Origin of the sequence: Streptomyces sp. NPDC057249, assembly GCF_042669245.1 — a bacterium.
GTDB lineage: Bacteria > Actinomycetota > Actinomycetes > Streptomycetales > Streptomycetaceae > Streptomyces.
This window is the reverse complement of the sequence record NZ_JBHUXS010000015.1, coordinates 181,561-203,358: the sequence shown is the minus strand read 5'-3', so window position 1 is coordinate 203,358 and position 21,798 is coordinate 181,561. Positions and strand designations below refer to the sequence as shown.

Annotated in this window: 19 protein-coding genes and 1 pseudogene; 14 read left to right on the top strand and 6 right to left on the bottom strand. The window is 74.0% G+C overall.

Going from position 1 to position 21,798, the window contains the following annotated elements; all coding sequences use genetic code 11:
- Window positions 1-218: 218 nt before the first annotated feature.
- The gene (locus tag ACFUJY_RS26295; protein ID WP_383304132.1) at window positions 219-1,481 is read left to right on the top strand and encodes a prenyltransferase/squalene oxidase repeat-containing protein; all 1,263 of its coding nucleotides are present in this window, start codon (window positions 219-221) and stop codon (window positions 1,479-1,481) included.
- Here ACFUJY_RS26295 and ACFUJY_RS26290 read toward each other — a convergent pair.
- A complete protein-coding gene (locus ACFUJY_RS26290) occupies window positions 1,450-2,739 on the bottom strand; it encodes an RNA-guided endonuclease InsQ/TnpB family protein (RefSeq protein WP_383304130.1) in 1,290 nt (429 codons plus the stop codon). The two genes, ACFUJY_RS26295 and ACFUJY_RS26290, sit on opposite strands and share 32 nt — an antisense overlap.
- A gap of 144 nt (window positions 2,740-2,883) precedes the next feature.
- Between ACFUJY_RS26290 and ACFUJY_RS26285 the strand changes: the two genes are divergently transcribed.
- The 6 genes and pseudogenes from ACFUJY_RS26285 to ACFUJY_RS26260 all read left to right on the top strand — a co-directional run.
- Window positions 2,884-3,561 (top strand): SCO2322 family protein, encoded by a 678-nt coding sequence (locus tag ACFUJY_RS26285; protein ID WP_383304128.1) that lies wholly within the window; start codon window positions 2,884-2,886, stop codon window positions 3,559-3,561.
- On the top strand, window positions 3,558-4,718 hold the full coding sequence (locus ACFUJY_RS26280; RefSeq protein WP_383304127.1) for an energy-coupling factor transporter transmembrane protein EcfT: 1,161 nt from the start codon (window positions 3,558-3,560) through the stop codon (window positions 4,716-4,718). Before ACFUJY_RS26285 ends, ACFUJY_RS26280 begins: the two co-directional genes overlap by 4 nt.
- On the top strand, window positions 4,715-6,445 hold the full coding sequence (locus ACFUJY_RS26275) for an ABC transporter ATP-binding protein (RefSeq protein WP_383304125.1): 1,731 nt from the start codon (window positions 4,715-4,717) through the stop codon (window positions 6,443-6,445). Before ACFUJY_RS26280 ends, ACFUJY_RS26275 begins: the two co-directional genes overlap by 4 nt.
- Complete coding sequence (locus ACFUJY_RS26270) at window positions 6,397-7,266, top strand: ECF transporter S component (protein ID WP_383304123.1); 870 nt, start codon at window positions 6,397-6,399, stop codon at window positions 7,264-7,266. Before ACFUJY_RS26275 ends, ACFUJY_RS26270 begins: the two co-directional genes overlap by 49 nt.
- Before the next feature lie 301 nt (window positions 7,267-7,567).
- Window positions 7,568-8,005 carry a transglycosylase SLT domain-containing protein gene (locus ACFUJY_RS26265; RefSeq protein ID WP_383304121.1) on the top strand — a complete coding sequence of 146 codons (438 nt, stop codon included), beginning with the start codon at window positions 7,568-7,570 and terminating at the stop codon, window positions 8,003-8,005.
- A gap of 104 nt (window positions 8,006-8,109) precedes the next feature.
- Window positions 8,110-8,979, top strand: a pseudogene (locus ACFUJY_RS26260) (AEC family transporter); the annotation flags it as partial.
- Window positions 8,980-9,028: 49 nt separating this feature from the next.
- On the opposite strand, the gene ACFUJY_RS26255 reads toward ACFUJY_RS26260, so the two are convergent.
- The gene (locus ACFUJY_RS26255) at window positions 9,029-11,053 is read right to left on the bottom strand and encodes a bifunctional glycosyltransferase 87/phosphatase PAP2 family protein (RefSeq protein ID WP_383304164.1); all 2,025 of its coding nucleotides are present in this window, start codon (window positions 11,051-11,053) and stop codon (window positions 9,029-9,031) included.
- 354 nt (window positions 11,054-11,407) lie between these two features.
- Here ACFUJY_RS26255 and ACFUJY_RS26250 point away from each other — a divergent pair, with 354 nt between their 5' ends.
- Window positions 11,408-12,499, top strand: coding sequence for a DUF2330 domain-containing protein (locus tag ACFUJY_RS26250; RefSeq protein WP_383304162.1), 1,092 nt, complete (start codon window positions 11,408-11,410; stop codon window positions 12,497-12,499).
- On the opposite strand, the gene ACFUJY_RS26245 is transcribed toward ACFUJY_RS26250, so the two are convergent.
- Entirely contained in the window at window positions 12,496-13,584 is a 1,089-nt protein-coding gene (locus ACFUJY_RS26245; protein ID WP_383304120.1) for a serpin family protein, read from the bottom strand. The two genes, ACFUJY_RS26250 and ACFUJY_RS26245, sit on opposite strands and share 4 nt — an antisense overlap.
- 59 nt (window positions 13,585-13,643) lie before the next feature.
- Here ACFUJY_RS26245 and ACFUJY_RS26240 point away from each other — a divergent pair, with 59 nt between their 5' ends.
- A complete protein-coding gene (locus ACFUJY_RS26240) occupies window positions 13,644-14,132 on the top strand; it encodes a GNAT family N-acetyltransferase (RefSeq protein WP_383304118.1) in 489 nt (162 codons plus the stop codon).
- Between the two features lie 22 nt (window positions 14,133-14,154).
- On the opposite strand, the gene ACFUJY_RS26235 is transcribed toward ACFUJY_RS26240, so the two are convergent.
- Window positions 14,155-16,215 carry a DHA2 family efflux MFS transporter permease subunit gene (locus ACFUJY_RS26235; protein ID WP_383304116.1) on the bottom strand — a complete coding sequence of 687 codons (2,061 nt, stop codon included), beginning with the start codon at window positions 16,213-16,215 and terminating at the stop codon, window positions 14,155-14,157.
- A 135-nt stretch (window positions 16,216-16,350) separates the two neighbouring features.
- Between ACFUJY_RS26235 and ACFUJY_RS26230 the strand changes: the two genes are divergently transcribed.
- From ACFUJY_RS26230 to ACFUJY_RS26210, 5 genes are all read left to right on the top strand, one after another.
- On the top strand, window positions 16,351-17,406 hold the full coding sequence (locus ACFUJY_RS26230; protein ID WP_383304114.1) for a peptidoglycan-binding protein: 1,056 nt from the start codon (window positions 16,351-16,353) through the stop codon (window positions 17,404-17,406).
- Between the two features lie 162 nt (window positions 17,407-17,568).
- Window positions 17,569-18,231 carry an HAD-IA family hydrolase gene (locus tag ACFUJY_RS26225; RefSeq protein WP_383304112.1) on the top strand — a complete coding sequence of 221 codons (663 nt, stop codon included), beginning with the start codon at window positions 17,569-17,571 and terminating at the stop codon, window positions 18,229-18,231.
- Window positions 18,232-18,611: 380 nt separating this feature from the next.
- On the top strand, window positions 18,612-19,256 hold the full coding sequence (locus ACFUJY_RS26220; RefSeq protein WP_383304110.1) for an HNH endonuclease family protein: 645 nt from the start codon (window positions 18,612-18,614) through the stop codon (window positions 19,254-19,256).
- A gap of 470 nt (window positions 19,257-19,726) precedes the next feature.
- Window positions 19,727-20,185, top strand: a complete 459-nt coding sequence (locus tag ACFUJY_RS26215; RefSeq protein ID WP_383304108.1) for a DoxX family protein — start codon at window positions 19,727-19,729, stop codon at window positions 20,183-20,185.
- Window positions 20,186-20,425: 240 nt separating this feature from the next.
- Window positions 20,426-21,085, top strand: coding sequence for a DedA family protein (locus ACFUJY_RS26210; RefSeq protein WP_383304106.1), 660 nt, complete (start codon window positions 20,426-20,428; stop codon window positions 21,083-21,085).
- On the opposite strand, the gene ACFUJY_RS26205 is transcribed toward ACFUJY_RS26210, so the two are convergent.
- Both ACFUJY_RS26205 and ACFUJY_RS26200 read right to left on the bottom strand, forming a co-directional pair.
- Complete coding sequence (locus ACFUJY_RS26205; RefSeq protein WP_073965355.1) at window positions 21,072-21,296, bottom strand: DUF2277 domain-containing protein; 225 nt, start codon at window positions 21,294-21,296, stop codon at window positions 21,072-21,074. The two genes, ACFUJY_RS26210 and ACFUJY_RS26205, sit on opposite strands and share 14 nt — an antisense overlap.
- A 56-nt stretch (window positions 21,297-21,352) precedes the next feature.
- Window positions 21,353-21,793: a hypothetical protein gene (locus tag ACFUJY_RS26200; RefSeq protein ID WP_383304104.1), complete on the bottom strand. Its 441-nt coding sequence runs from the start codon at window positions 21,791-21,793 to the stop codon at window positions 21,353-21,355.
- Window positions 21,794-21,798 lie beyond the last annotated feature (5 nt).

Below are 21,798 nucleotides of genomic sequence, written 5' to 3'. Positions count from 1 at the left end.
GAATCCGGCACTGACCCTTCCCCAAGCTCTCGGCTCCGCTCGAGCTGGGGGAGACCCCATCCGTAGACCGCCGCGAGGCGGAAGTCGGAATGCCCTGTCCGAGTCGTGACCCGCTCACGCCGCCGGAACCCCGGCGGCCCGCCCCGTCGAGGTATACGGAGCCGGAGCCTGGTGCCGTGTGTGCCTGCCCCCGGTCCCCAGGAGAGGCACCACCCGCCATGACCGTACGCCGCAGCGCCGCCGCGCTCGCCGTCACCGCCGCCGCGCTCTGCGCGACCGCCGCCCCGGCGGCCGTCGCCGCGCCGTCTCCGTCCCCCTCCCCCTCGGCCGCGCTGCCCTCCGGGCTCTACGGCACCGGCGACCCGACGTACGACGGGGTGTGGCGGCAGTCGCTCGCCTTCCTCGCGCAGCAGGCCGTGGGCGTGACCCCGGCCCCGAAGGCCGTCGACTGGCTGACCGGCCAGCAGTGCGACAGCGGCGCCTTCCCCGCGTACCGCCCCGACGCCTCCGTGCCCTGCGACGCCAAGACGATGGTCGACACCAACGCGACGGCCGCCGCCGCCCAGGCCCTGCGCGCGGTCGGCGGCCACCAGGACGCCCTCGCGAACGCCGTCAGCTGGCTCAAGTCCGTCCAGAACGAGGACGGCGGCTGGGGCTACACCGCCGGCAGCCCCAGCGACGCGAACTCCACGTCCATCGTGATCGGCACCCTCGCCCGGGCCGGCGAGAAGCTGGGCGACGTGACGACGCACGGCGGCAAGACCCCGTACGCCGCACTGCTCGCGTTCTCCATCCCCTGCGGCGGCAAGGACGGCGGCGCCTTCGCCTACCAGCCCGACAAGGCCGGCAAGCTCACCGCCAACGGTGACGCCACCGCCGCCGGAGTCCTCGGCGCGCTCGGCAAGGGCCTGGTCGTCTCGGACAACGCGGCCGTGAAGGACCCCGCCTGCCACAAGGGCTCCCCGCTCGAACCGGAGCAGGCCGCGCAGAACGGCGCCTCCTACCTCGCGACCGCCCTCGCGAAGAGCGGCCACCTCGACGCGGCCCCGATGCCCGGCGCGGAGGACAGCGCCCCGCAGCCCGACTTCGGCAACACCGCCGACGCGGTCGTCGCCCTGTCCGCCGCCGGCCACAAGGACAAGGCGGCCGGCTCGGTCGCCTGGCTCAAGAAGAACTCCGCCGCCTGGGCGCAGCAGAGCGGCCCCGCCGCCTACGCCCAGCTGATCCTGGCCGCCCACGCCACCGGCGCCGACGTCCGCGACTTCGGCGGCACCGACCTCGTCGCCCAGCTGAACGCGACCGGCCCCGAGCCGGCCGCCGTGAAGAAGGCGGAGCCGACGGCCACGGAGGACGAGGAGAAGAAGGACAGCGGCGACGGCGACGGCATCGGCGGCGTCTGGTGGTTCGTGGGCATCGGCCTCGCCGTCGGCGCCGGCGCCGGCTTCCTGATCAGCGGCCGCCGCAAGAACCAGCAGCTTTGACGTCCTCCCCGCCCCGAGGGGTGGGGATTTCTGGCTCACGTTGGCCGGGGACCTGCGGTCCTCCGGCTCTTACACGATCGGCACCAGCCGGGTTGAGACCAGCCCGGACCAGCATCACGCGCGCGGAGTTCTTGTCCCTGGGGGACACGGCTCCGCATGCGGTGCAGGTGTAGGTACGTTCCGAAAGGGGAAGTGCGTGCTTGGTTCTCGCTCCACACTGCGCGCAGTCCATAGTGGTGTGCGCGGGATGCACGAAACGAACGTCCCGTCCGTGCTTTCGCCCCATCTCGATGAGGGCGGTCTTGGTGGCGCCGATCGCGGCGTCGGCGGCCTTGCGGGCCATGCTGGTCTTCGCCAGGAACTTCGGACGGAAGTCCTCGACGGCGATCGCGTCGTGGTCGCGGACGACGGACTTGGCCCACTTGCGGGCGGTGTCCTGCCGCTGCCGCGCCACCTTCTTGTGCACCTTCGCGGCCTGTCGCCGGGCGTTGCGGTAGCCCTTGGACGCGGCTTTGCCCTTGGCGGGGCGACGGCGGGCCACCATCCGCTGATAACGCCCCAGCTTCCGCGCCGCACTCTTCCCGTGTTCAGGGTGGGGCAGGTCGTAGGCGTCGGACGTGGTGGTTGCGATCTCCTTCACGCCCCAGTCCACACCCAGCACTTTTCCCGTGGCGGGCAGCGGCTCGATCTCGGAGGCGACAACGAACGACGCGTACCAGTGCCCCAGACTGTCCCTGTAGACGCGCACGCTGGAGGGTGCGGACCGCAGCTCGCGGGACCAGACGACGGTCAGGACGATGCCGCCCGCGAGGTGCAGGCGGCCGTCCTTGAGGCGGAATCCGCGCTGGGTGTAGTTCAGCGTGGGCCGTGCGTCCCGCTTGCGCTTGATGCGGGGCATCCCGGCACGCCGCCGGGCCGGGAGCTTCGACTTGATGTCCTTGACCGCCTTGGCCCGGGACGTGGCGAAGTCACGGATGGTCTGCTGCTGCGGAACGCTCGCCCCCTCACGCAACCACGCCATCGACTGCCGGGCCTCTGTCAGCAGCCTGTCGAGCTGCGCCGGACCGCACGTCGTCCTCTCGACGGCATCGCGATTCGCGGCGTGGACTCTGCGGGAGATGGCCACGCACTCGTTCCACACCCACCGACACCGCGCCCACTCCGCCTCCAGCCGGCCGAGCGCCGTCGACGACACACGCAACCGAAAGGTGTACCGGGCAAGCCCGGAACCCCGCTCAGCCGTTGCTGTCGCCGCCATGATCCGCAACCTAACAGGCCCCACTGACAACGGAAGAAAGCGCAGTTCAGGACTGATGTGCAGCCAATCTCCCCGCTTTGCGGCTCCGCCCCGAGGACCCGTGCCTCCATGCCCTGAAGGTCGGGGCATCCTGGGAGGATCAAGGTGAGCCGCCTCGCACGGGCGCTCGTGCTCCTCGTCGTCGGCGCCGTCCTGGCGCTGCTCGGCGCGGGCACGGCGCAGGCGGCGGGCTACCGCTACTGGTCGTACTGGGAGGGTTCGGCGAGCGGCTGGTCGTACGCCACGCAGGGGCCCTCGCTCGTCCGGCCCGAGGACGGCTCGGTGCAGGGCTTCCGCTTCTCGGTGAGCGCCGACTCGCAGGACGCCTCCCGGCCGCGCCGCGCCCCCGACTTCGCGAAGATCTGCGCGGACACCCCGGCGAAGGACGGCAGCAAGCGCGTCGCGGTCGTCATCGACCCGGGCACCGCGGCCGACGCCCCGGACGGGGAGACCCCGCCCCCGCCACGCACCGCGTGCGCGCGGGTCGCGAAGGACGCGAGCGGCGCGGAGGCCCTGGCCGCGGTCGCCAAGCCGCTGCGGTACGACACGAGCGCGATGCTCTGCGCGATCTCCGGCTACCCGGCCACCGGCTGCGGCGAGCAGGTCTCCGGCGACGGCGACACCCCCGCCGGCGGCAGCAAGACGCCCACCCCGGCCTCCGCCGCCTCCGCCGGCGGCCACGGCGACGACGGCGGTCCGTCCGCCGGCGTCCTCGTCGGGATCGGCGCCGTGCTGCTCCTCGGCATCGCCGCAGTCGCGCAGGCCCGCCGCCGCCGCGGATGACCGGCCCGACGGCCGGCCGCACGGACACCGCGACACCCCGGCCCCCCGCCTGGCGCGCCCCCGCCGCGACCCGCTCCAACGCGGTGCCGGCCGGGGCGTGGTGGCTGTGGGCGCTGGGCCTGGCCACGGCCGCCTCCCGGACCACCAACCCGCTGCTGCTCGGCCTGCTGGTCGGGGTCGCGGGCTACGTGGTGGCCGCGCGCCGCACGGACGCGCCGTGGGCCCGGTCGTACGGCATGTTCATCCGGATCGGGCTCTTCGTGATCGCGGTTCGGCTGCTGTTCTCCGTCTTCCTCGGCTCGCCGGTCCCCGGCTCGCACACCCTGTTCACGCTGCCCGAGCTGCCGCTGCCCGACTGGGCGAAGGGCGTCCGGATCGGCGGCCGGGTCACCGCCGAGCAGCTGCTGTTCGCGCTGTACGACGGCGCGAAGCTGGCGGCCCTGCTGATCTGCGTCGGCGCGGCGAACTCCCTCGCCAACCCGGCCCGGCTGCTGAAGTCGCTGCCCGGCGCGCTGTACGAGGCCGGGGTCGCCGTCGTCGTGGCGATGACGTTCGCGCCGAACATGGTCGCCGACGTGCTGCGGCTGCGCACCGCCCGCCGGCTGCGCGGCCGGCCGACCGGCGGCGTGCGCGCCGTCCTCCAGATCGGGCTGCCGGTCCTGGAGGGCGCCCTCGAACGGTCGGTCGCCGTGGCCGCCTCCATGGACGCGCGCGGTTACGGGCGCACCGCCCGTGTCCCGGCCGCCGTCCGGCACACCACGAACGTGCTGACGCTCGGCGGGTTGCTCGGGGTGTGCGCCGGTACGTACGGGCTGCTCGCCGCCGAGGGCGCCGGCTACGGCGTGCCGCTGCTGGCCGCCGGGCTCGCCGCCGCGCTGGCCGGGCTGCGGCTCGGCGGGGCGCGCTCGGTGCGGACCCGTTACCGGCCCGACCGGTGGGGCGTACGGGCCTGGCTGATCGCCGGGTCCGGCGCGGCGGTCGCGGCGGCGATGATCTGGGCCGGGAACGCTGATCCGGCGGCGCTGCACCCCGGGGTCGTCCCGCTCACCGCTCCCGTGCTGCCGCTGTGGCCGGCCGCCGCCGTGCTGCTCGGGCTGTGTCCCGCGGTGATCGCGCCCGTCCCGCCCTCCCCCACAGGCTTCCAGGAGCAGGTGTGATCCGGTTCGACGATGTTTCGGTGCGGTACGAGGGGGCCGGGCGCCCCACCCTGTCGGGGGTCGACCTGACGGTTCCGGAGGGCGAGCTGGTGCTGCTCGTCGGCCCGTCCGGGGCCGGCAAGTCGACCCTGCTCGGCGCCGTCTCGGGTCTGGTGCCGCACTTCACGGGCGGCACCCTGACCGGCCGGGTCACCGTCGGCGGGCGCGACACCCGGACGCACAAGCCCCGGGAGCTCGCGGACCTGGTGGGCACGGTGGGCCAGGACCCCCTGGCGCACTTCGTCACCGACACCGTCGAGGACGAGCTGGCCTACGGCATGGAGTCGCTGGGCCTGGCCCCGGACGTGATGCGGCGGCGGGTCGAGGAGACCCTCGACCTGCTGGGCCTGGCCGGGCTGCGCGACCGCCCGATCGCCACCCTGTCCGGGGGCCAGCAGCAGCGGGTCGCGATCGGCTCGGTCCTCACCCCGCACCCCCGGGTCCTGGTCCTGGACGAGCCGACGTCCGCGCTCGACCCGGCGGCGGCCGAGGAGGTCCTCGCGGTCCTCCAGCGGCTCGTCCACGACCTGGGCACCACGGTCCTGATGGCGGAACACCGGCTGGAGCGCGTGGTGCAGTACGCGGACCAGGTCGTCCTGCTCCCCTCGCCGGGCGCCGCCCCGGTGACGGGCCCGCCCGCCGAGGTGATGGCCCTCTCGCCGGTGCACCCCCCGGTCGTCGCGCTCGGCCGCCTCGCGGGCTGGGACCCGCTGCCCCTGACGGTCCGGGACGCGCGGCGGAGGGCCGGCGCCCTGCGCGACCGGCTGGCGGAGTCGGCACCCCGGCACCCCGCACCGGAGGCGCCCGGCCGCCCCGGCACCCCCGCGGCCCCTCTCCCGCCCCGCCCCGCCCCGAGCCGGGGCCCCCTCGCCCGGCTGTTCCGGCGCGCCCCGCACGAGGCCCCCGCCCCCGCGCCGGTCACCGGCGCCCCCGCCGTCCGCGTCGAACGGCTCGGGGTGCGGCGCGGCCGGATCGAGGCGCTGCGCCGGGTGTCGCTCACCGTGGGGGCCGGCGAGACCGTGGCCCTGATGGGGCGCAACGGCGCGGGCAAGTCCACGCTGCTCGGCGCCCTCGTCGGCATGGTCGAGCCCACCTCCGGCACCGTTCTGACCGGCGGCCTGCCCCCGCACCGGACCCCGCCGCGCGAGATGGTGCGCCGGGTCGGCCTGGTACCGCAGGAGCCGCGCGATCTGCTGTACGCGGACACGGTCGCCGCCGAGTGCGCGGCGGCCGACGCGGACGCCGGGGCGGAGCCGGGCAGCTGCCGGGCGCTCGTCTCGGAGCTGCTGCCGGGGGTGGCGGACGACACGCACCCCCGTGACCTGTCCGAGGGGCAGCGCCTCGCGCTGGCCCTGGCCCTGGTGCTCACGGCCCGGCCGCCGCTGCTGCTCCTGGACGAGCCGACCCGGGGTCTTGACTACGCGGCGAAGGCCCGGCTGGTCGGGGTGCTGCGCGCGCTGGCCGCCGAGGGCCACGCCATCGTGCTCGCGACCCATGACGTGGAGCTGGCCGCCGAGCTGGCGCACCGGGTGGTGATCCTCGCCGACGGGGAGGTCGTCGCGGACGGCCCGACCGCGGAGGTCGTGGTGTCGTCGCCCGCGTTCGCCCCGCAGACCGCCAAGATCCTCGCCCCGCAGGAATGGCTCACCGTCCCGCAGGTCCGGGCGGCCCTGGGGGGTGGCGCGTGAGCGGGGCGGGGAGGCGTGGCCGCCCGGTCCGGCTGGGCCCCCGGGCGGTCGTCGCGCTGGTGCTGATCAGTGCGATCGGGGTCGCCGCCTTCGGGTGGCCGCTGCTCGCGGACCGGGATGCGGGGCTCGCGCACGCCCAGGACGCCCCGTGGCTGTTCGCCGCGCTGCTGCCGCTGCTGGTCGGGGTGGTGGTCGCGATGATCGCGGACGCCGGGCTCGACGCGAAGGCGGTCGCGATGCTGGGGGTGCTGGCGGCGGTCGGGGCGGCGCTGCGCCCGCTGGGGGCGGGCACGGCGGGCCTGGAGCCGATGTTCTTCCTGATGGTGCTGAGCGGGCGGGTGCTGGGGCCGGGGTTCGGCTTCGTGCTGGGGTCCGTGACGATGTTCGCGTCCGCGCTGCTGACCGGCGGGGTGGGGCCGTGGATGCCGTTCCAGATGCTCTCGATGAGCTGGTTCACGATGGGCGCCGGGCTGCTGCCCGGCCCGGACCGGCTGCGCGGGCGCGGCGAGCTGCTGATGCTGGCGGCCTACGGGGCCGCCGCCTCGTTCGCGTACGGGACGATCATGAACCTGTACGGCTGGACGATCGTGCCGGGCCTCGCCTCGGGCATCTCGTTCCAGGCCGGTGCCCCGCTGGGCGACAACCTGGTCCGCTTCCTGACGTACTGCGCGACGACCTCGCTGGGCTGGGACCTGGGCCGGGCGGCGCTCACGGTCGTGCTCACGCTGACGGCCGGGGCGCCGCTGCTGAAGGCGCTGCGGCGGGCGACGCGGCGGGCTTCCTTCGAGGCCCAGGTCACATTCGGCGCCCGTGGGGAGTGAGGGCACCCACAGGACCTTGGTCCTGTACGAAGCGGCCTAGGAGGCGGGCGGCCGGCCCGTCGGGCCCGGCCGCACCCCTGCGACCTGCTGAGGAGCGGTTCGTGGCGGTTCGGGACCTTCGGCCCCGGGTGCGAGGCGGGGTCGTAACGGGGGTCGTTGCCACGGCTGAACGGCGCCGCTAAGACTGGATCTCGTCGCCGAGCACCGCAGGGTCCTCACCGGGATCGCGGTCAACGAGCGCCGGTCAGCGCAGCATTCGGACCGAGCCGCGACTTCCCCGTTCCCGACCGTAAGGTTCCCTGTGACGTTCGCCCGTAACCTCATCGCCAAGCCCCGCACCACCCGTCGCAAGGCCGCCATCGCAGGCGCCTCCGTGCTGCTGGGCGCCACCGGCATCGGCCTGGGTGTCTCCCCGGCCATGGCGGCCCCGTCCGCCGCGCCGACCTCCGCCGGGAGTGCCCAGGACACGGCGAAGCAGATGATCGGCGACGACGGCCAGTTCCAGTGCTTCAGCAACATCGTCAGCCACGAGAGCGGCTGGAACCCGAGCGCGACCAACGCCTCCTCCGGCGCCTACGGCCTGGTCCAGGCGCTGCCCGGTTCGAAGATGGCGTCCGCCGGCTCCGACTGGAAGACCAACCCCGGCACGCAGATCAAGTGGGGTCTGGACTACATGAACTCCCGCTACGGCAGCCCCTGTGGCGCCTGGTCCTTCTGGCAGGCCCACAACTGGTACTGAGCCGGCCCGACCCGAGCCGGTGACCCCGAAGCCCCGACCGCACCGCGGCCGGGGCTTCGGCCTGTCCGGGGGCGGCGACCGTGCCGAACAGACGTACGGGGATCATGGCGGTCATGCATGCCCTGCTCTCCGCGTTCGCCCCGATCTGGGTCCTGACCGGCATCGGTTACGCGGTCGGGCGCGGCGGGCTGCTCGGGGAGCAGGCGGAGGCCGTGCTCGGCCGGTTCGTCTTCCATGTGGCCATGCCCGCCGCCCTGTTCACGATGGTGTCGGGGGCGAGCCCGGACGTGTTCGGCCATCCGTCGATGGTGGCGTTCGCGGCGAGCACGGCGGTGGCGGCGGGGACCGGGTTCGTCCTCTCCCGGCGGGTCTTCGGCCGGGGGCGGGCGGACGCGGCGATCGGCGCCATGTCCTCGGGGCACGTGAACTCCGCGAACCTGGGCATCCCGGTGGCGGTCCAGGTGCTGGGCGACGCCTCGTTCGTCGCGCAGGTCATCCTCTTCCAGGTGCTGGTGCTCTCACCGGTGATCCTGACGCTGATGGACTCGGGGACGCGCGGAGCCGACGGCCGGCGCCCCGGCGGCGGGGTGCGGCGGCTGCTCACCATGCCCCTGCGCAACCCGATCATCCTGGCCTCACTGCTCGGCGTGGCCGTCTCCGCGTCCGGGCTGCGGCTGCCGGCCGCCGTGACGCACCCGTGCGACGTGCTGGGCGCGGCGGCGGTGCCGACGGCCCTGATCACGCTCGGCCTGTCGCTGCACCGGGGACCGGGCGGCGGGGGCCGGGCGTGCCGGGAGCGGGCGGAGACCGCGGTGGTGGTCGCCGTGAAGACGGTGGGCCAGCCGCTGGCCGCCCTGCTCGTCGCGGGCCCGCTGCTGCACCTCCCGGACCACCGGTTGACGGCGGTCGTGCTGTGCGCGGCACTGCCCACCGCGCAGAATTCCTTCATCTACGCCCGCGAGTACGGCCTCGACACCGGGCTCGCCCGCGACGCGATCGTCTCCTCCACGCTGGTGTCGATGGTCACGCTATCGCCGTACGCACGGAAGCGGGGGGGGTGCGCCGGCGGGGGGGCGCGGCGGGGGCGCGGGGGGTTTGGTGGGGGGGCGCCGATCCCCGTGGTGAAGGGGTGGGGGGACGCTTTTCCGTCCCCGCACCCCTTTCTCCCGTCCGAAGTCGGCGCGGCCCCGCGAGCGCGTACACGACGAGGAACCCGAGCGCGACGACGACCGCCCCGCCCACCGCGTCCAGCACCCAGTGGTTGGCGGTCGCGACGATCGCGGAGAGCGTGAACAGCGGGTGCAGCGCCCCGAGCGCCTTCATCCAGACCTTCGGGGCGAGCAGCACGATGATCACCCCGCACCACAGGGACCAGCCGAAGTGCAGCGAGGGCATCGCCGCGTACTGGTTGGTCACCGCCGTCAGCGCCCCGTAGTCGGGCTGCGAGAAGTCCTGCGCCCCGTGCACCGTGTCGATGAAGCCGAGCCCGGGCATCAGCCTCGGCGGGGCCAGCGGATAGAGCCAGAAGCCGACGAGCGCGAGGAGCGTGGCGAAGCCGAGGGTGGACCGGGCCCAGCGGTAGTCGGCGGGGCGCCGCACGTACAGCACGGCCAGGATCGCCAGCGGGACGAGGAAGTGGAAGGTCGTGTAGTAGAAGTCGAAGAAGTCCCGCAGCCGGCCGACGCCCGCGACGGCGTGGTTGATCCGGTGCTCGACGTCGATGTGCAGCCACTGTTCGAGCGAGTGGATCTGCCGCCCGTGCCGTTCGGCGGTGTCCCGTCCGGCCGTGGCGGCCAGCCTGACGTGCCCGTACGCGGAGTAGACGACGCGGATCAGGAGGAGTTCCAGGAGCAGGTTGGGCCGGCTGAGCACCCGCCGCCAGACGGGCAGCAGCGGCACCCGCGCCCAGCGCGCCGGGACCGGCTTCGCGTACGCGGTGGGCACGGGCCGCCGCCAGTACGGGGAGGTGCGCGGCAGGAACGGCGTCACGCAGGCGGCGCCGAGCGCGGTGATCAGCAGCACGTTGTCGCGTACCGGGAACACCGCCCCGATGTTCGGGAGCAGCATCGCGCCCGGCAGGGTCGTCACCAGGACCACGACGGCCGGCCACACCAGCCGGTCCGAGGCGCTGCGGCCCGCCCGGCCGACCAGGGCGAGCAGCACCCAGAGGAGCTGGTGCTGCCAGGCGGTCGGGGAGACGGCGACGGCGACGCAGCCGGTCACGGCCGCGGCGAGCAGGAGCTGCCCGTCGCGCGCGTACCGCACGGCGCGGCGCAGGCCGATGACGCAGACCGCGGCGGCCAGGGCCAGGAACAGCGCGATCTCCGGCAGCCCGGCGAGGCCCAGGCGCAGCAGCGCGCCGTGCAGGGACTGGTTGGCGAGGCTGTCCGCCTGGTCGCCGAGGCCCGCCCCGGCGACGTGGTGCACCCAGTACGTCCACGAGTCGTGCGGCATAGCGGCCCACGCCAGCGCCGTGCACGCGGCGAACGCGCCGGTGGCGGCGACCGCGGAACGGCGTCTTCCGGTGAGCCACAGCAGGAGGGCGAACAGGAGCACGGCCGGCTGGAGGGCGGCGGCGACCCCGATCAGCGCCCCGGCCCTGCGTTCCCCCCGGACGACGAAGAGGCCGACGAGGACCAGGAGGACGGGCAGGATGCTGACCTGGCCGAGGTGGAACGCGTTGCGCACCGGCAGCGAGACCATCAGCAGACTGATCGCGACGGGTGCGGCGAGCAGGGCGGTGCGGCGGCCGACCGGCCCCGGCAGGGCGCGGGCCGCGACGAGGCCGAGGGCGGCGACGAGCAGGAGCGAGCCGAAGGTCCAGGCGACCCCGAGGCTCTGTTCGGCGGTACGGGTCAGCGGCTTGAGGACGAGCCCGGAGAACGGGGTGCCGGTGAACCGGTCGGTGTCGTACAGCGAACCGGTCACATGGAGCACCCCGTCGTCACCGATCCAGGTCTCCAGGTCGGTGAGCCGTTCGCCCGGCGGCTGCCGCAGCACCACCGCCATCTGCCGGACGGCCAGCGCGGCCACGAGCAGCCAGAGCACCGCCCTGACCGTTCCGGTCCTCGCTCCCGCCGTCGCGCCTGTGCTGCCACCGTGCTCCGCGTTCGCCACGCTGCGCCGACCCTCCCAAGGTCTGTCGCCGGCCGGTTGTCCGGCATGTGTGAAACCTTCGCATTGTGCTCTTGGGTAGACCCAATCAACCCCTTTTACGCCTGACTGTCACCCGGCTTTGGCCTGAAGTCCGCCCGCCCGGGTGGACGGCGGGGCCGGAACCGGCGGGGGCCCGCGCACGTCTGAGCCCGTGATCAGCAACGACGGGGAGGACGGAAGATGCGGCGCGCGGGGAGAAACGGAAGGACGGGGGGCTGGGCGGTCCGGGCGCTCTCCCTGCTCCTGATGCTGGTGTCGCTCCAGGTGGGATCGCTGATCGCGCCGGCGTACGCCTGCGGCTGCGGGGCGATGGTGGTGAACCGGAACAGCCAGGTGGCGGTCGACCGGGAGACATCGGCGGTCAGCTGGGACGGCCGCACCGAGCACATCGTCATGCAGCTGAGCGTCCGGGGGGACGCGCCGGACGCGGCCTGGATCATGCCGGTGCCGCACCGCGCCACAGTCGAGCTGGGTGATGCGGCGCTGTTCTCCGAGCTGAGGTCCATCACCGCTCCGGTCACCGAGGAGCGGCACTACTTCTGGCCGCGCGCCGAGGACTGGCCCTTCGGCGGTTCCGGGAACTCCGTGGGTGACAGCGCCGCCGGCCCCACGGCGGGCGCCCCGGTCGACGTGGTCGGCCGGGAACGGCTCGGCCCCTTCGACGTGGCCCGGCTGGCCGCGACCGACCCGGAGGCGCTGGAAGGCTGGCTGAAGGCGAACGGCTTCGAGCTGCCGGACCGGCTCGCCACGGCCCTGACCCCGTACGTCGAGCAGAAGTGGGAGTACGTGGCGGTGCGCCTCGCGCCGGAGAATCAGGGGGGAACGCTGAGCGGGACGCTCGAACCGCTGCGGCTGCGGTTCGCCAGCGACCGGCTGGTCTATCCGATGCGCCTGTCCGAGCTGGCCGCCACCCCGCAGTCCCTGGACCTGTACGTCCTGGCCGACCACCGCATGGAACCGCGCGGCGCGATCGGCGGGCGGCCCCCGAAGGTCGGGTACGCGGGCCGCGTCGACCCGGCGGAGGAGCCGTACGAGGCGCTGGCGGCGGTCACCGGGGACAAGCCGGTGTTCGTGACGGCGATCCACCAGTACTTCCCGTGGCCGGAGCGGATCGACGGCGACCACGAGCTGCGGGCGACCGCCGAGGACACCCCGTACCGGACCGTGGTCTACCGGGACGCGCTGCTGACCTGGGCCGGCATGCCCGCCTGGCTGCTCACCCTGCTCGGCGGCGCGGTGCTGCTGGTGGCCGTGCCCCTGTTCCTGGTCCTGCGCGCCCGGCGGCGGCGCCCGGTGGTGCCCCCGCCGCCGGTCGTCACGCCGCCGCCGCTTGGCTAGCTCTCCGACGGGGTCTCCGCCTGCCACCCGGCGAAGAGCGGGACCTCCTCGCCCGGGTCCAGGACGGCGATACCGAAGGGCCGGTCGAAGGCGACGTGCAGGCGGCGCGGGGGCGGGCCCGGCTCCGCCCCGGCCGGTGCGGGCAGCGCCGTCACGGCGGCCGCCGACAGGCCCTCCTCGGTCACCGTCAGCACGGCCTCCTGCACCGCCTCGGAGAGCATGAGCGGGGTGGCCGAGAGCCCGGAGAAGTCGGCGGCGGGGGTCGTCGCGAGGCGGATGCCGAGCGCCGGCAGGTGGTCGGTCGCCCGGATGCGCGTACGCAGGGAGAAGCGCGGGACCGCGATGGTCAGGACGTCCACGTTCAGGGCGGTCCGCGCCTCCTTCGGCGCCCAGGCCGCCGGGAGCACCTCGGCCGCCCCCTCACCCGGCCGCCCCAGCACGAGGCGCACCTTGACCGGCGGCGGCCCTCCCCGCTGCCCGGAGCAGCGCAGATCCAGGACGAACGCGCCGCCGGTCATCCAGACGTCCATCGCCGGGGGTTTCCCGAACATGGTCGGCACCTCCCGGGTGACCCCCGCCGCGTCGGTGAACGGCCGGTCCCGGGTGACCTCCCGGTTGAAGGGGAACGCCCAGTCGGTCCGGACCGCGAGCGCGTTGACGAGCACCAGCAGCGTCTGGGCGTTCACGGCCACCGGCAGCCGCTCGATGAGCCCGCCGGTCATCTCCCGGACCCAGGCGTCGGCCTCGTCCGGGTCCATGGCCCCGAAGCCGATGTCCGGCAGCGCCTTGCGGAGCCCGCGGCGCACCGGGGTCCGGGTCCACACCCGGGTCGCCACGCCCAGCCCGTCGGTGGCCGCCAGTGCCCGGGCCGTGGCCGTCGCCGCCCCGGCCGCCTCGTCCCCGGCCGCCCCGAGCACCACCCGCAGCTCCTCGGCGGTGTCCCCGCGCGCCCCGGCCGCGAGCGCGGTCAGGGCCAGCCACAGCCCGGCGGGCGAGCAGACGAAGTCACCACCGGGCCCGGCCAGTTCCCGGAGCCATCGCTCGCCGAGCCGCCGGACCGCATGGGCCCCGTTCTCCTGCGTCACCGCGCCGCCCCCTCGAAATCGCTTGGCTCATACACCTGTGCGGTAGCAAGAATGGCCCAATGACCTGGACCGTCGCACCCGAACCCTTCGACTCCCCGGACGCGGCCCTGCTCCGGCGGGACTACTACGCCGAGGTGGCCGGCCGCTACTGGGGGCGCCCGGCGACGGCCGGGGAGATCGAGGACGGCCTCACCGACGACGGCGCCGCGCTGCTGGCCGCCCCGACCGGTGACTTCGTCGTCGGCCGCTCCGACGGGCGGGCGGCGGCCTGCGCGGGCCTGGTCCTCGTGACCGCGGACACGGCGGAGCTGACCCGGGTCTACGTCCGCCCGGAGTTCCGGGGCACGGGCGGCGGCGGGCTGCTGCTCGCGGCGCTGGAGGAGCGGGCCCGGGCGCTGGGGGCGGCCCTGCTCCGGCTGGACACCCGGCACGACCTGGTGGAGGCCCGCGGCCTGTACGCGAAGCACGGCTACCGGGAGGTCCCGGCGTTCAACCAGGGGCCGTACGCGGAGCACTGGTTCGCCAAGGAGGTGGCCCCGGAGGCGTAGGGCCTGTCTGACCGACCGCAGGTCAGTCCCGTGGCGGGTGCCCCGCCGCGTGGTCGCGCTTGGGCTCCGGACTGTGCGGGCGCTCCTTGCTCGACCCGCTGGTCTCCCGCGTCAGCTCGGAGACCAGCGCGACCAGGTCCGTCGGCCGGTCGGGCCCCCACCAGTCGCCCAGCAGCTCGGCGAGGGAGTCCTCGCGCGCCTGGGCGAGCCGCACCACCGCCTCCGCGCCCGGCTCGGTGAGCACCATCTGCACCCCGACCCGCCGGACGAGGCCGCGCCCCTCCAGTTGCCGGGCCGCGTCGTTGATCACCCGCAGCGGCACGGGGGCCACCTCGGCGAGCCGGGCGGGCTCCACCGTGCCGTGGCGCTTGATCCGCAACAGCATCCAGCTGGCGGCGGGCAGCAGGTCGTAGCCGGCCTTCTCGGTGATCCTGACGTAGACCTCGCGGCGGCCCTCCCGGGTGGCCAGCACGGACAGTGCCCGGGCGCACTCGTCGTACGAGGAGCGCTCGACCGGGTTCGACGCCAGGGTCTCGCTCGGGTCCGGCGCGGTCACCGATCCGCGCAGCTTGTCCTCCTTGAGCAGCCAGGCGAAGAGGAAGGCGACCAGGACGACGGGTGCCGCGTACAGGAACACATCGGTGATCGACGTCGAGTACGCCTGGAGCACGGGCCCCCGCAGGGAGTCCGGCAGCCGGCCGATGGCGCGCGGGTCGGCGGCCAGGCTGCCGGCGTCGACGCCGGGCGGCAGCGGCCGGCCGGCGAGCGCGTCACCGAGCTTGTCCGTGAGCCGGTTGGTGAAGACGGTGCCGAAGATCGCCACGCCGAACGAGGCGCCGATGGACCGGAAGAACGTCGCGCCCGAGGTCGCCACCCCGAGGTCGCGGTACGAGACGGCGTTCTGCACGACCAGGACGAGGACCTGCATCACCAGGCCGAGGCCCGCGCCGAACACGAAGAAGTAGGCGCTCATCTCCCAGGTGCCGCTGGACACCGTCAGCCGGTGCAGGAGCAGCAGCCCGACGGCCGTGATGCCGGTGCCGGCGATCGGGAACACCTTCCAGCGCCCCGTACGGCTGACGATCTGCCCGGACACCGTCGAGGTGATGAGCAGCCCGAACACCATGGGGAGCATGTGGACACCGGACATCGTCGGCGTGATGCCGTGGACGACCTGGAGGAAGGTCGGCAGATAGGTCATCGCGCCGAACATCGCGAAGCCCACCACGAAACTGATCACGGCGACGAGGCTGAAGGTCCTGATCCGGAACAGCTTCAGCGGCAGCACCGGCTCGGTGGCGCGCCGCTCCACGAACACGAACGCGACCAGGAGCACCACGGCGAGCACCGCGAGGCCGATGATCTTCCCCGACCCCCAGGGCCAGGTGGTGCCGCCGAGGGAGGCGACGAGGACGAGGCAGGTGGCGACCGAGGCGATGAGGAAGGTGCCGAGGTAGTCGATGGTGTGCTTCGTCCGGCGGACCGGGATGTGCAGCACGGCGGCGATCACGACGAGGGCGACGACGCCGATGGGAAGGTTGATGTAGAAGACCCAGCGCCAGCTGAGGTGCTGGGTGAAGAAGCCTCCGAGCAGCGGCCCGAGGACGCTCGTGGCGCCGAACACGGCACCGAAGAGCCCTTGGTACTTGCCGCGTTCGCGCGGCGGGACGATGTCACCGACGATCGCCATCGACAGCACCATCAGACCGCCGCCGCCGAGCCCCTGGAGGGCGCGGAAGCCGATCAGCTGGGGCATGTTCTGCGCGACGCCGCAGAGCGCGGAGCCGATCAGGAAGATGACGATCGCGGTCTGGAACAGCTTCTTGCGCCCGTACTGGTCGCCCAGCTTCCCCCAGAGCGGGGTCGCGGCGGTCGAGGCCAGCAGATAGGCGGTCACCACCCACGAGAGGTGTTCGAGCCCGCCGAGGTCGCTGACGATGGTGGGGAGCGCGGTGGAGACGATGGTCTGGTCGAGTGCCGCGAGCAGCATGCCGAGCAGCAGTGCGCCGATCGCGACCAGGACCGACCGCGTGGAGCGGTCTTCGCCGGGGGCCTGGGCCGTCGGGCTCAGCTGCTGGGCCATGAGACATCTCCTCGGATCAGCTACACCCCCATCCTGTCTGTTCTGCCCCGTTATGGCCTGCCGGGGGCCCATCCGATTGGGCTTCTCGGCGGCGGGCTGCATAATCGCAGGCAGTTCAAGGGGAGGGGACCCACGATGGCCGGACATATATGCCCGGAGTGCGGTACGGAGAGCAGACCGGGCGCCGGTCCGGGCTGCGCCTGCGCGGGCTGGGACACCGGTGCGCAGCCTTACGCCACCGATCCGGAGCGGGCCGCCGAGCAGCAGCGCATCGCCGACGAGCACCACGCCGGCCGGTCCGCGGAGATGGCCGCGGCGGAGGACTTCGACCCGCTGCGCATCCGCCCCTACGTGACCCTGGGCGACGGCACCGCGACGGCGCCCGCGGCACCCCCGCCGGGCGCCCCGCAGGTCTACGGCCCCGAGGGTGACGCCGCGACCACGATGCCGCTCTTCCTGGACCCGTCGGGCCCCCCGCCGGACGGCGGCGCCCCGGCCGACGAGGCAGGCACCGCCCTGCTGCTCACCGGCCCGGACCCGGTGGCCCCGCGCCGCCGCAAGCCGTTCGCCGCGGTGATCGCGGGGGCGGCCGTGGTCGCGGTGGTCGGCACGGCGGCCTTCGTCGGCGGGCTGTTCAACGGGGACGGCGGCGGGGAGGCCGACCTGGACCAGGCCCTGCCGTCCACGGTGACCAGCCTCCCCGAGGAGAGCGACGAGGCGGCGCCGTCGGCCTCCTCCTCCGCCTCCGCCTCGCCCAGCCGTTCCGCCTCCCCCACCTCGTCCGCATCGGCCTCCGCGTCGCCGTCCACTTCCGCTTCCGCCTCCGCCTCCCCCTCCCGCTCCGCCACCGCGTCCTCGTCGGCGCCGGGCGCGGGCACTGCGGCGTCCCCGTCGGCCGCCGCGAGCAGTAGCGGGCCGGCCGAGGGGGTGGCCCCGCCGCCCGAATCGCCGGACGACGAGGGGACCCTGCGGCGGGGGGACCAGGGGCCGGAGGTGGCGGAGCTCCAGAACCGGCTCCGGGAGGCCTGGGTGTACAACGGCCCGGTCGACTCCGCTTACGGAGAGCGCACGGAGCGGGCCGTGAGCGACCTCCAGACCTGGTGGAACATCGAGGGCGACCCGGAAGGCGTCTACGGCCCGAACACCCGGAGCGCCCTGGAGGCGAGGACGACGGGGCGCGGGCGCCACTGACGGGCCACCTCCGGAGGGGATTCGCATTCGCGACCGGGTTTTTGTATCGTGGAGAAACAAAGTGGCCCCCGCGCGCACACCCTGACCGGCGGGCGGGGGCCGCTTGATCTCCCGCGCCGTCTCCCCCGCGGCGTTCGCTTCCCCCCGCTCTGGAGCCCGCCCATGCCGGCCACCGCCCTCACCGCCCGCGCCCTGCTGCTCGACATGGACGGCACCCTGGTCAACTCCGACGCCGTCGTGGAGCGCTGCTGGCGGCGCTGGGCGCTGCGGAACGGGCTGGACCCGGAAGAGGCGCTGAAGGTGGTCCACGGCCGCCAGGGCTACGCCACGATGGCGGTCCTGCTCCCGGAGCGCCCGATGGAGCAGAACTACGCGGACAACAAGGTGATGCTCGCCGAGGAGACCGCCGACACCGACGGCGTCGTCGCGATCGGCGGCGCCCCCGCGTTCATGGACGCCATCGCCGCCCTGCCGCACGCCCTGGTCACCTCGGCCGACCTGGCGCTGGCGACGGCCCGGATGGGGGCCGCCGGACTGCGGATGCCGGACCTCCGCGTCACCGCCGAGAGCGTCGGGGCCAGCAAGCCGGACCCGGAGGGCTTCCTCAAGGGCGCGGCGGCACTGGGCTACACCCCGGCGGACTGCGTGGTCTTCGAGGACTCCGAGGCGGGGATCGCGGCGGGCCGGGCGGCCGGCATGCGCGTGGTGGGCGTCGGCCCGCGCGCGGGGGGCCACTCGCCGGACGCCCATGTGGCCGACCTGACGCAGCTGCGCGTCGAGGCGGCGGCGGACGGCACGATCACGCTGCACGTCGAGGCACGGTAGTCTCCCGGCGGGACGCCCGGCGCCCCGCCCACCACCCGCACCGAGGGCGCCCGCGCCCGCCCCGGGGCCGCTGACCCCACGTCAAACACCAGCACCACGAACCTCCGTACGGCCCCCGCCCACCCCGGGCGGGGGCCGTACGCCTGCGCTGCCACGCAGGTCACGGGCCTCGGCGCCGCACCCGCCCGGCTCACCGCGCCCGCGCGCACGGGTCCGTACGCCCCCCGCACCACGAACCCCTTGGTCAGACCCCTTGATGTGACGTGCCCATGTCGCCACCCTGTTACCTGGCGCCCACCCCACGGAAACCCGGCGCCGCCACGCTGGCCGGGCCGTTCATGACAGCCCGTCCACATCCCCCCACGTCCAAGGGAGTTCGCATGTCAGGTGTCTACGCGCGTCGCATAGCCGTCCTCGCCGCATCCGCCGCACTCGCCGCCACCACCGGCCTGCTCACCGCACCGAGCGCCCAGGCCGCCATGCCCACCCCGGTGTCCGCGTCCACCGCCCGCACGTACCTGAGCGAGCTGACCGTGAAGGCGGAGGGCTCCTCCACCGGGTACAGCCGGGACAAGTTCCCGCACTGGATCACCCAGTCGGGCACCTGCAACACCCGCGAGGTCGTCCTGAAGCGGGACGGCACGAACGTCACCCAGGACTCCGGCTGCGCGGCGACCGGCGGCAGTTGGTACTCGCCGTACGACGGCGCCACCTGGACCGCCGCGTCCGACCTGGACATCGACCACATGGTGCCGCTCGCCGAGGCGTGGCGCTCGGGCGCGTCCAGCTGGACCACCTCCCAACGGCAGGCGTACGCGAACGACTTGACCCGGCCGCAGCTGATCGCGGTCACGGACAACGTCAACCAGTCCAAGGGCGACAAGGACCCGGCGTCCTGGATGCCGCCGCGCGCCGCGTACAAGTGCACCTATGTGCGCGCCTGGGTCCACGTGAAGCACTACTACAAGCTGTCCGTCGACTCGGCCGAGAAGTCGGCCCTGCAGTCCGCGCTCAGCGGCTGCTGAGCCGAGGAGCACCCGACCGAGACCCCAACTCCGGTGGCCCCACCGGCCGATGCCCGCACGACGGGCCGGCCGGCGGGGCCACCGACGTGTTTTCGGCCTACTACAGCAGTACATGACAAGCCATTCGGCGCCGAACGGCCGACCGGCGGGCCGACGTTCGGCCGACGGGACGCGAGGGGCCAGGAACTCCAGTGGGGCTCCGGTGAAAGCCGGGGGTGCCGTGGTGGGAGCGCCAACCGCGGAACCGGACGCCCGTGGCCGGAAAACTGCGCCGTCATTGGTTCAGGCCAAGCAGTGGAACAAGGCCGCCCAGTTCGCGGCGTTATTGGCGCACCGAACGACTCACAACAGCCCATCGAATTCCGGCCAGTCGACAAAACGTTGAACTTGCAAGTATTGGTGAGGTCTACCTAATCTTTTGCGCCCAGTCGGTTCACGTCCCCACCAGACCGAAGGAGCCACCCCCGCTCATGACCCCACACCTGCACCGGGCACAGCCCTACGTCCTCGCACTCTTCCGCATCGTCGTCGGCGGCCTCTTCGCCTGCCACGGCGCGGCCTCGGTCTTCGGCGTCCTCGGCGGCGCCCACGGCGGCGGCTCCATAGCCGCCGGCACCTGGCCGGGCTGGTACGCGGCGGTGATCCAGCTCGTCGGCGGCATCCTCGTGGCCCTGGGCCTCGGCACCCGTCTCGCCGCCCTGATCTCGTCCGGCTCCATGGCGTACGCCTACTTCACCGTCCACCAGTCCCACGCCCTCTTCCCCATCGAGAACGGCGGCGAACCGTCGGCCGTCTTCTGCTGGGTCTTCCTGCTGCTCGTCTTCACCGGCCCGGGCGCCTTCGCCCTGGACGGCCTCCTCACCGCCCGCACCCCGGACCGCCGGGACCGGGACCACACCCCGGAACAGGGCTCCCCGGTCGCTGTCTGACCCTCTCCCCGCTCCACCCGGGCCCGCCGGACCGACCGGGCCCCGCACACCCCACGCGTACCGCCGGGAAACCGCTCCCCGGCGGTACGCGCCCGCCCCGGCCCCCCCACCGGGGTGCCCAACATCACGCATATATATGGATCACCGGGTGAACGGCAGGCGTACGCTGTACAGCTGACCCTGCCGCTCCTGCCGCTCCCCTGCGACGTCGCGGCGTTGTTACCGATCGGGGAGTAGAAGGTGCTCGAGAGTGTGGGTGCGCTGACCGGCAGCCCATGGATCTATGTCGTGGTCGCCCTCTCCGTGCTGCTGGACGTCTTCCTCCCCGTACTGCCCAGCGGCGTGCTGGTGATCACCGCCGCCACGGCCGCCGCGGCCGGCACCACCGGTGTCGCCGCCGACGCGGCGGGCGCCGCCCGCCAGGTGACCGAGGTCCCCTCCCTGCTGGCCCTCGTCCTGTGCGCCGCCACCGCCTCGGTGCTCGGCGACTTCGCCGCGTACCGGCTGGCCCGGCACGGCGGCGAGCGGCTGGACCGGGCCATCGCCCGCTCCCGCCGCCTGACCTCCGCGCAGGAGCGCCTCGGCGCCGCCCTGAGCCGGGGCGGCGGCATCCTCGTCGTCATCGCGCGCTTCGCCCCGGCCGGGCGCTCGGTCGTCTCGCTGGGCGCGGGCGCCTCGCACCGCAAGGTGAAGGAATTCCTGCCGTGGTCGGCCGTCGCGGGCGTGGCCTGGGCCGGTTACAGCGTGGGGCTCGGCTACTTCGGCGCCCAGTGGCTGGGCGCGAGCTGGCTGGGCACGGCCGTCTCGGTCCTCGCCCTGTTCCTCGCGGGCTCCTTCGCCGCGCTGCTCATGCGGCGTCCGGCCGCCGCCGCGGCCGCCGCGCCCCCTATGGCGTCCTGACACCACCCCGGATCTCCAGGCCGTCGAGCAGCCGGGCGGTCGCCTCGGCGATCTCGTCCACGGCGCGGTCGAAGACTTCCCTGTTGTGCGCGGCCGGGGCGCGGAAGCCCGACACCTTGCGGACGAACTGCAGGGCGGCGGCGCGGATGTCGTCCTCGGTGGCCTCTTCGGGCAGGACGGGCGGTCGGAGCGTCTTGATACTGCGGCACATGTCTCCAGTGTGACGCGCACCACTGACAACGGCACGGAGTCCGCCGGAACGACCGGTCAGATGACCGGTTTCCGCGCCGTGCACAGGGCCCAGATCACGAAGGTGTCGATGGCGAGCGAGACCACGGCCCACACCGGCTGGTAGGGCAGCCACATGAAGTTGACGATCATGTTGAGCGCCGCGAACCCCACACCGGCGCCGCGCGCCCAGGCGAAGCCCCGGAGGATGCCCCAGCCGACGACGGCGATGAGGATGCCGAGGATGAGGTGAATCCAGCCCCAGGCCGTCACGTTGAACTTGAAGACGTAGTCGTTGATCCGCGCGTAGACGTCGTCCGACGCGATACCGGCGATGCCCTTGATCGCGTCGAGCACCCCGTCCACCATCAGCAGCACACCGGCGAACATCACCCCGCCGGCCGCCCAGGGGTTCTCGCCCCCCGGGCGCGGTGCGGAGGGCGGGGACGGGGTGCCCGGCGGGGGCGCGGTCTGTGCCATGAGGA

Excerpts from the sequence above, each read along its gene's own strand:
- ACFUJY_RS26295 (WP_383304132.1), top strand. The coding sequence starts at position 219 with ATGACCGTACGCCGCAGCGCCGCCGCGCTCGCCGTCACCGCCGCCGCG.
- ACFUJY_RS26290 (WP_383304130.1), bottom strand. The coding sequence starts at position 2,739 with ATGGCGGCGACAGCAACGGCTGAGCGGGGTTCCGGGCTTGCCCGGTAC.
- ACFUJY_RS26280 (WP_383304127.1), top strand. The coding sequence starts at position 3,558 with ATGACCGGCCCGACGGCCGGCCGCACGGACACCGCGACACCCCGGCCC.
- ACFUJY_RS26270 (WP_383304123.1), top strand. The coding sequence starts at position 6,397 with ATGGCTCACCGTCCCGCAGGTCCGGGCGGCCCTGGGGGGTGGCGCGTG.
- ACFUJY_RS26250 (WP_383304162.1), top strand. The coding sequence starts at position 11,408 with ATGCTGGTGTCGCTCCAGGTGGGATCGCTGATCGCGCCGGCGTACGCC.
- ACFUJY_RS26240 (WP_383304118.1), top strand. The coding sequence starts at position 13,644 with ATGACCTGGACCGTCGCACCCGAACCCTTCGACTCCCCGGACGCGGCC.
- ACFUJY_RS26235 (WP_383304116.1), bottom strand. The coding sequence starts at position 16,215 with ATGGCCCAGCAGCTGAGCCCGACGGCCCAGGCCCCCGGCGAAGACCGC.
- ACFUJY_RS26230 (WP_383304114.1), top strand. The coding sequence starts at position 16,351 with ATGGCCGGACATATATGCCCGGAGTGCGGTACGGAGAGCAGACCGGGC.
- ACFUJY_RS26225 (WP_383304112.1), top strand. The coding sequence starts at position 17,569 with ATGCCGGCCACCGCCCTCACCGCCCGCGCCCTGCTGCTCGACATGGAC.
- ACFUJY_RS26220 (WP_383304110.1), top strand. The coding sequence starts at position 18,612 with ATGTCAGGTGTCTACGCGCGTCGCATAGCCGTCCTCGCCGCATCCGCC.
- ACFUJY_RS26215 (WP_383304108.1), top strand. The coding sequence starts at position 19,727 with ATGACCCCACACCTGCACCGGGCACAGCCCTACGTCCTCGCACTCTTC.
- ACFUJY_RS26205 (WP_073965355.1), bottom strand. The coding sequence starts at position 21,296 with ATGTGCCGCAGTATCAAGACGCTCCGACCGCCCGTCCTGCCCGAAGAG.
- ACFUJY_RS26200 (WP_383304104.1), bottom strand. The coding sequence starts at position 21,793 with ATGGCACAGACCGCGCCCCCGCCGGGCACCCCGTCCCCGCCCTCCGCA.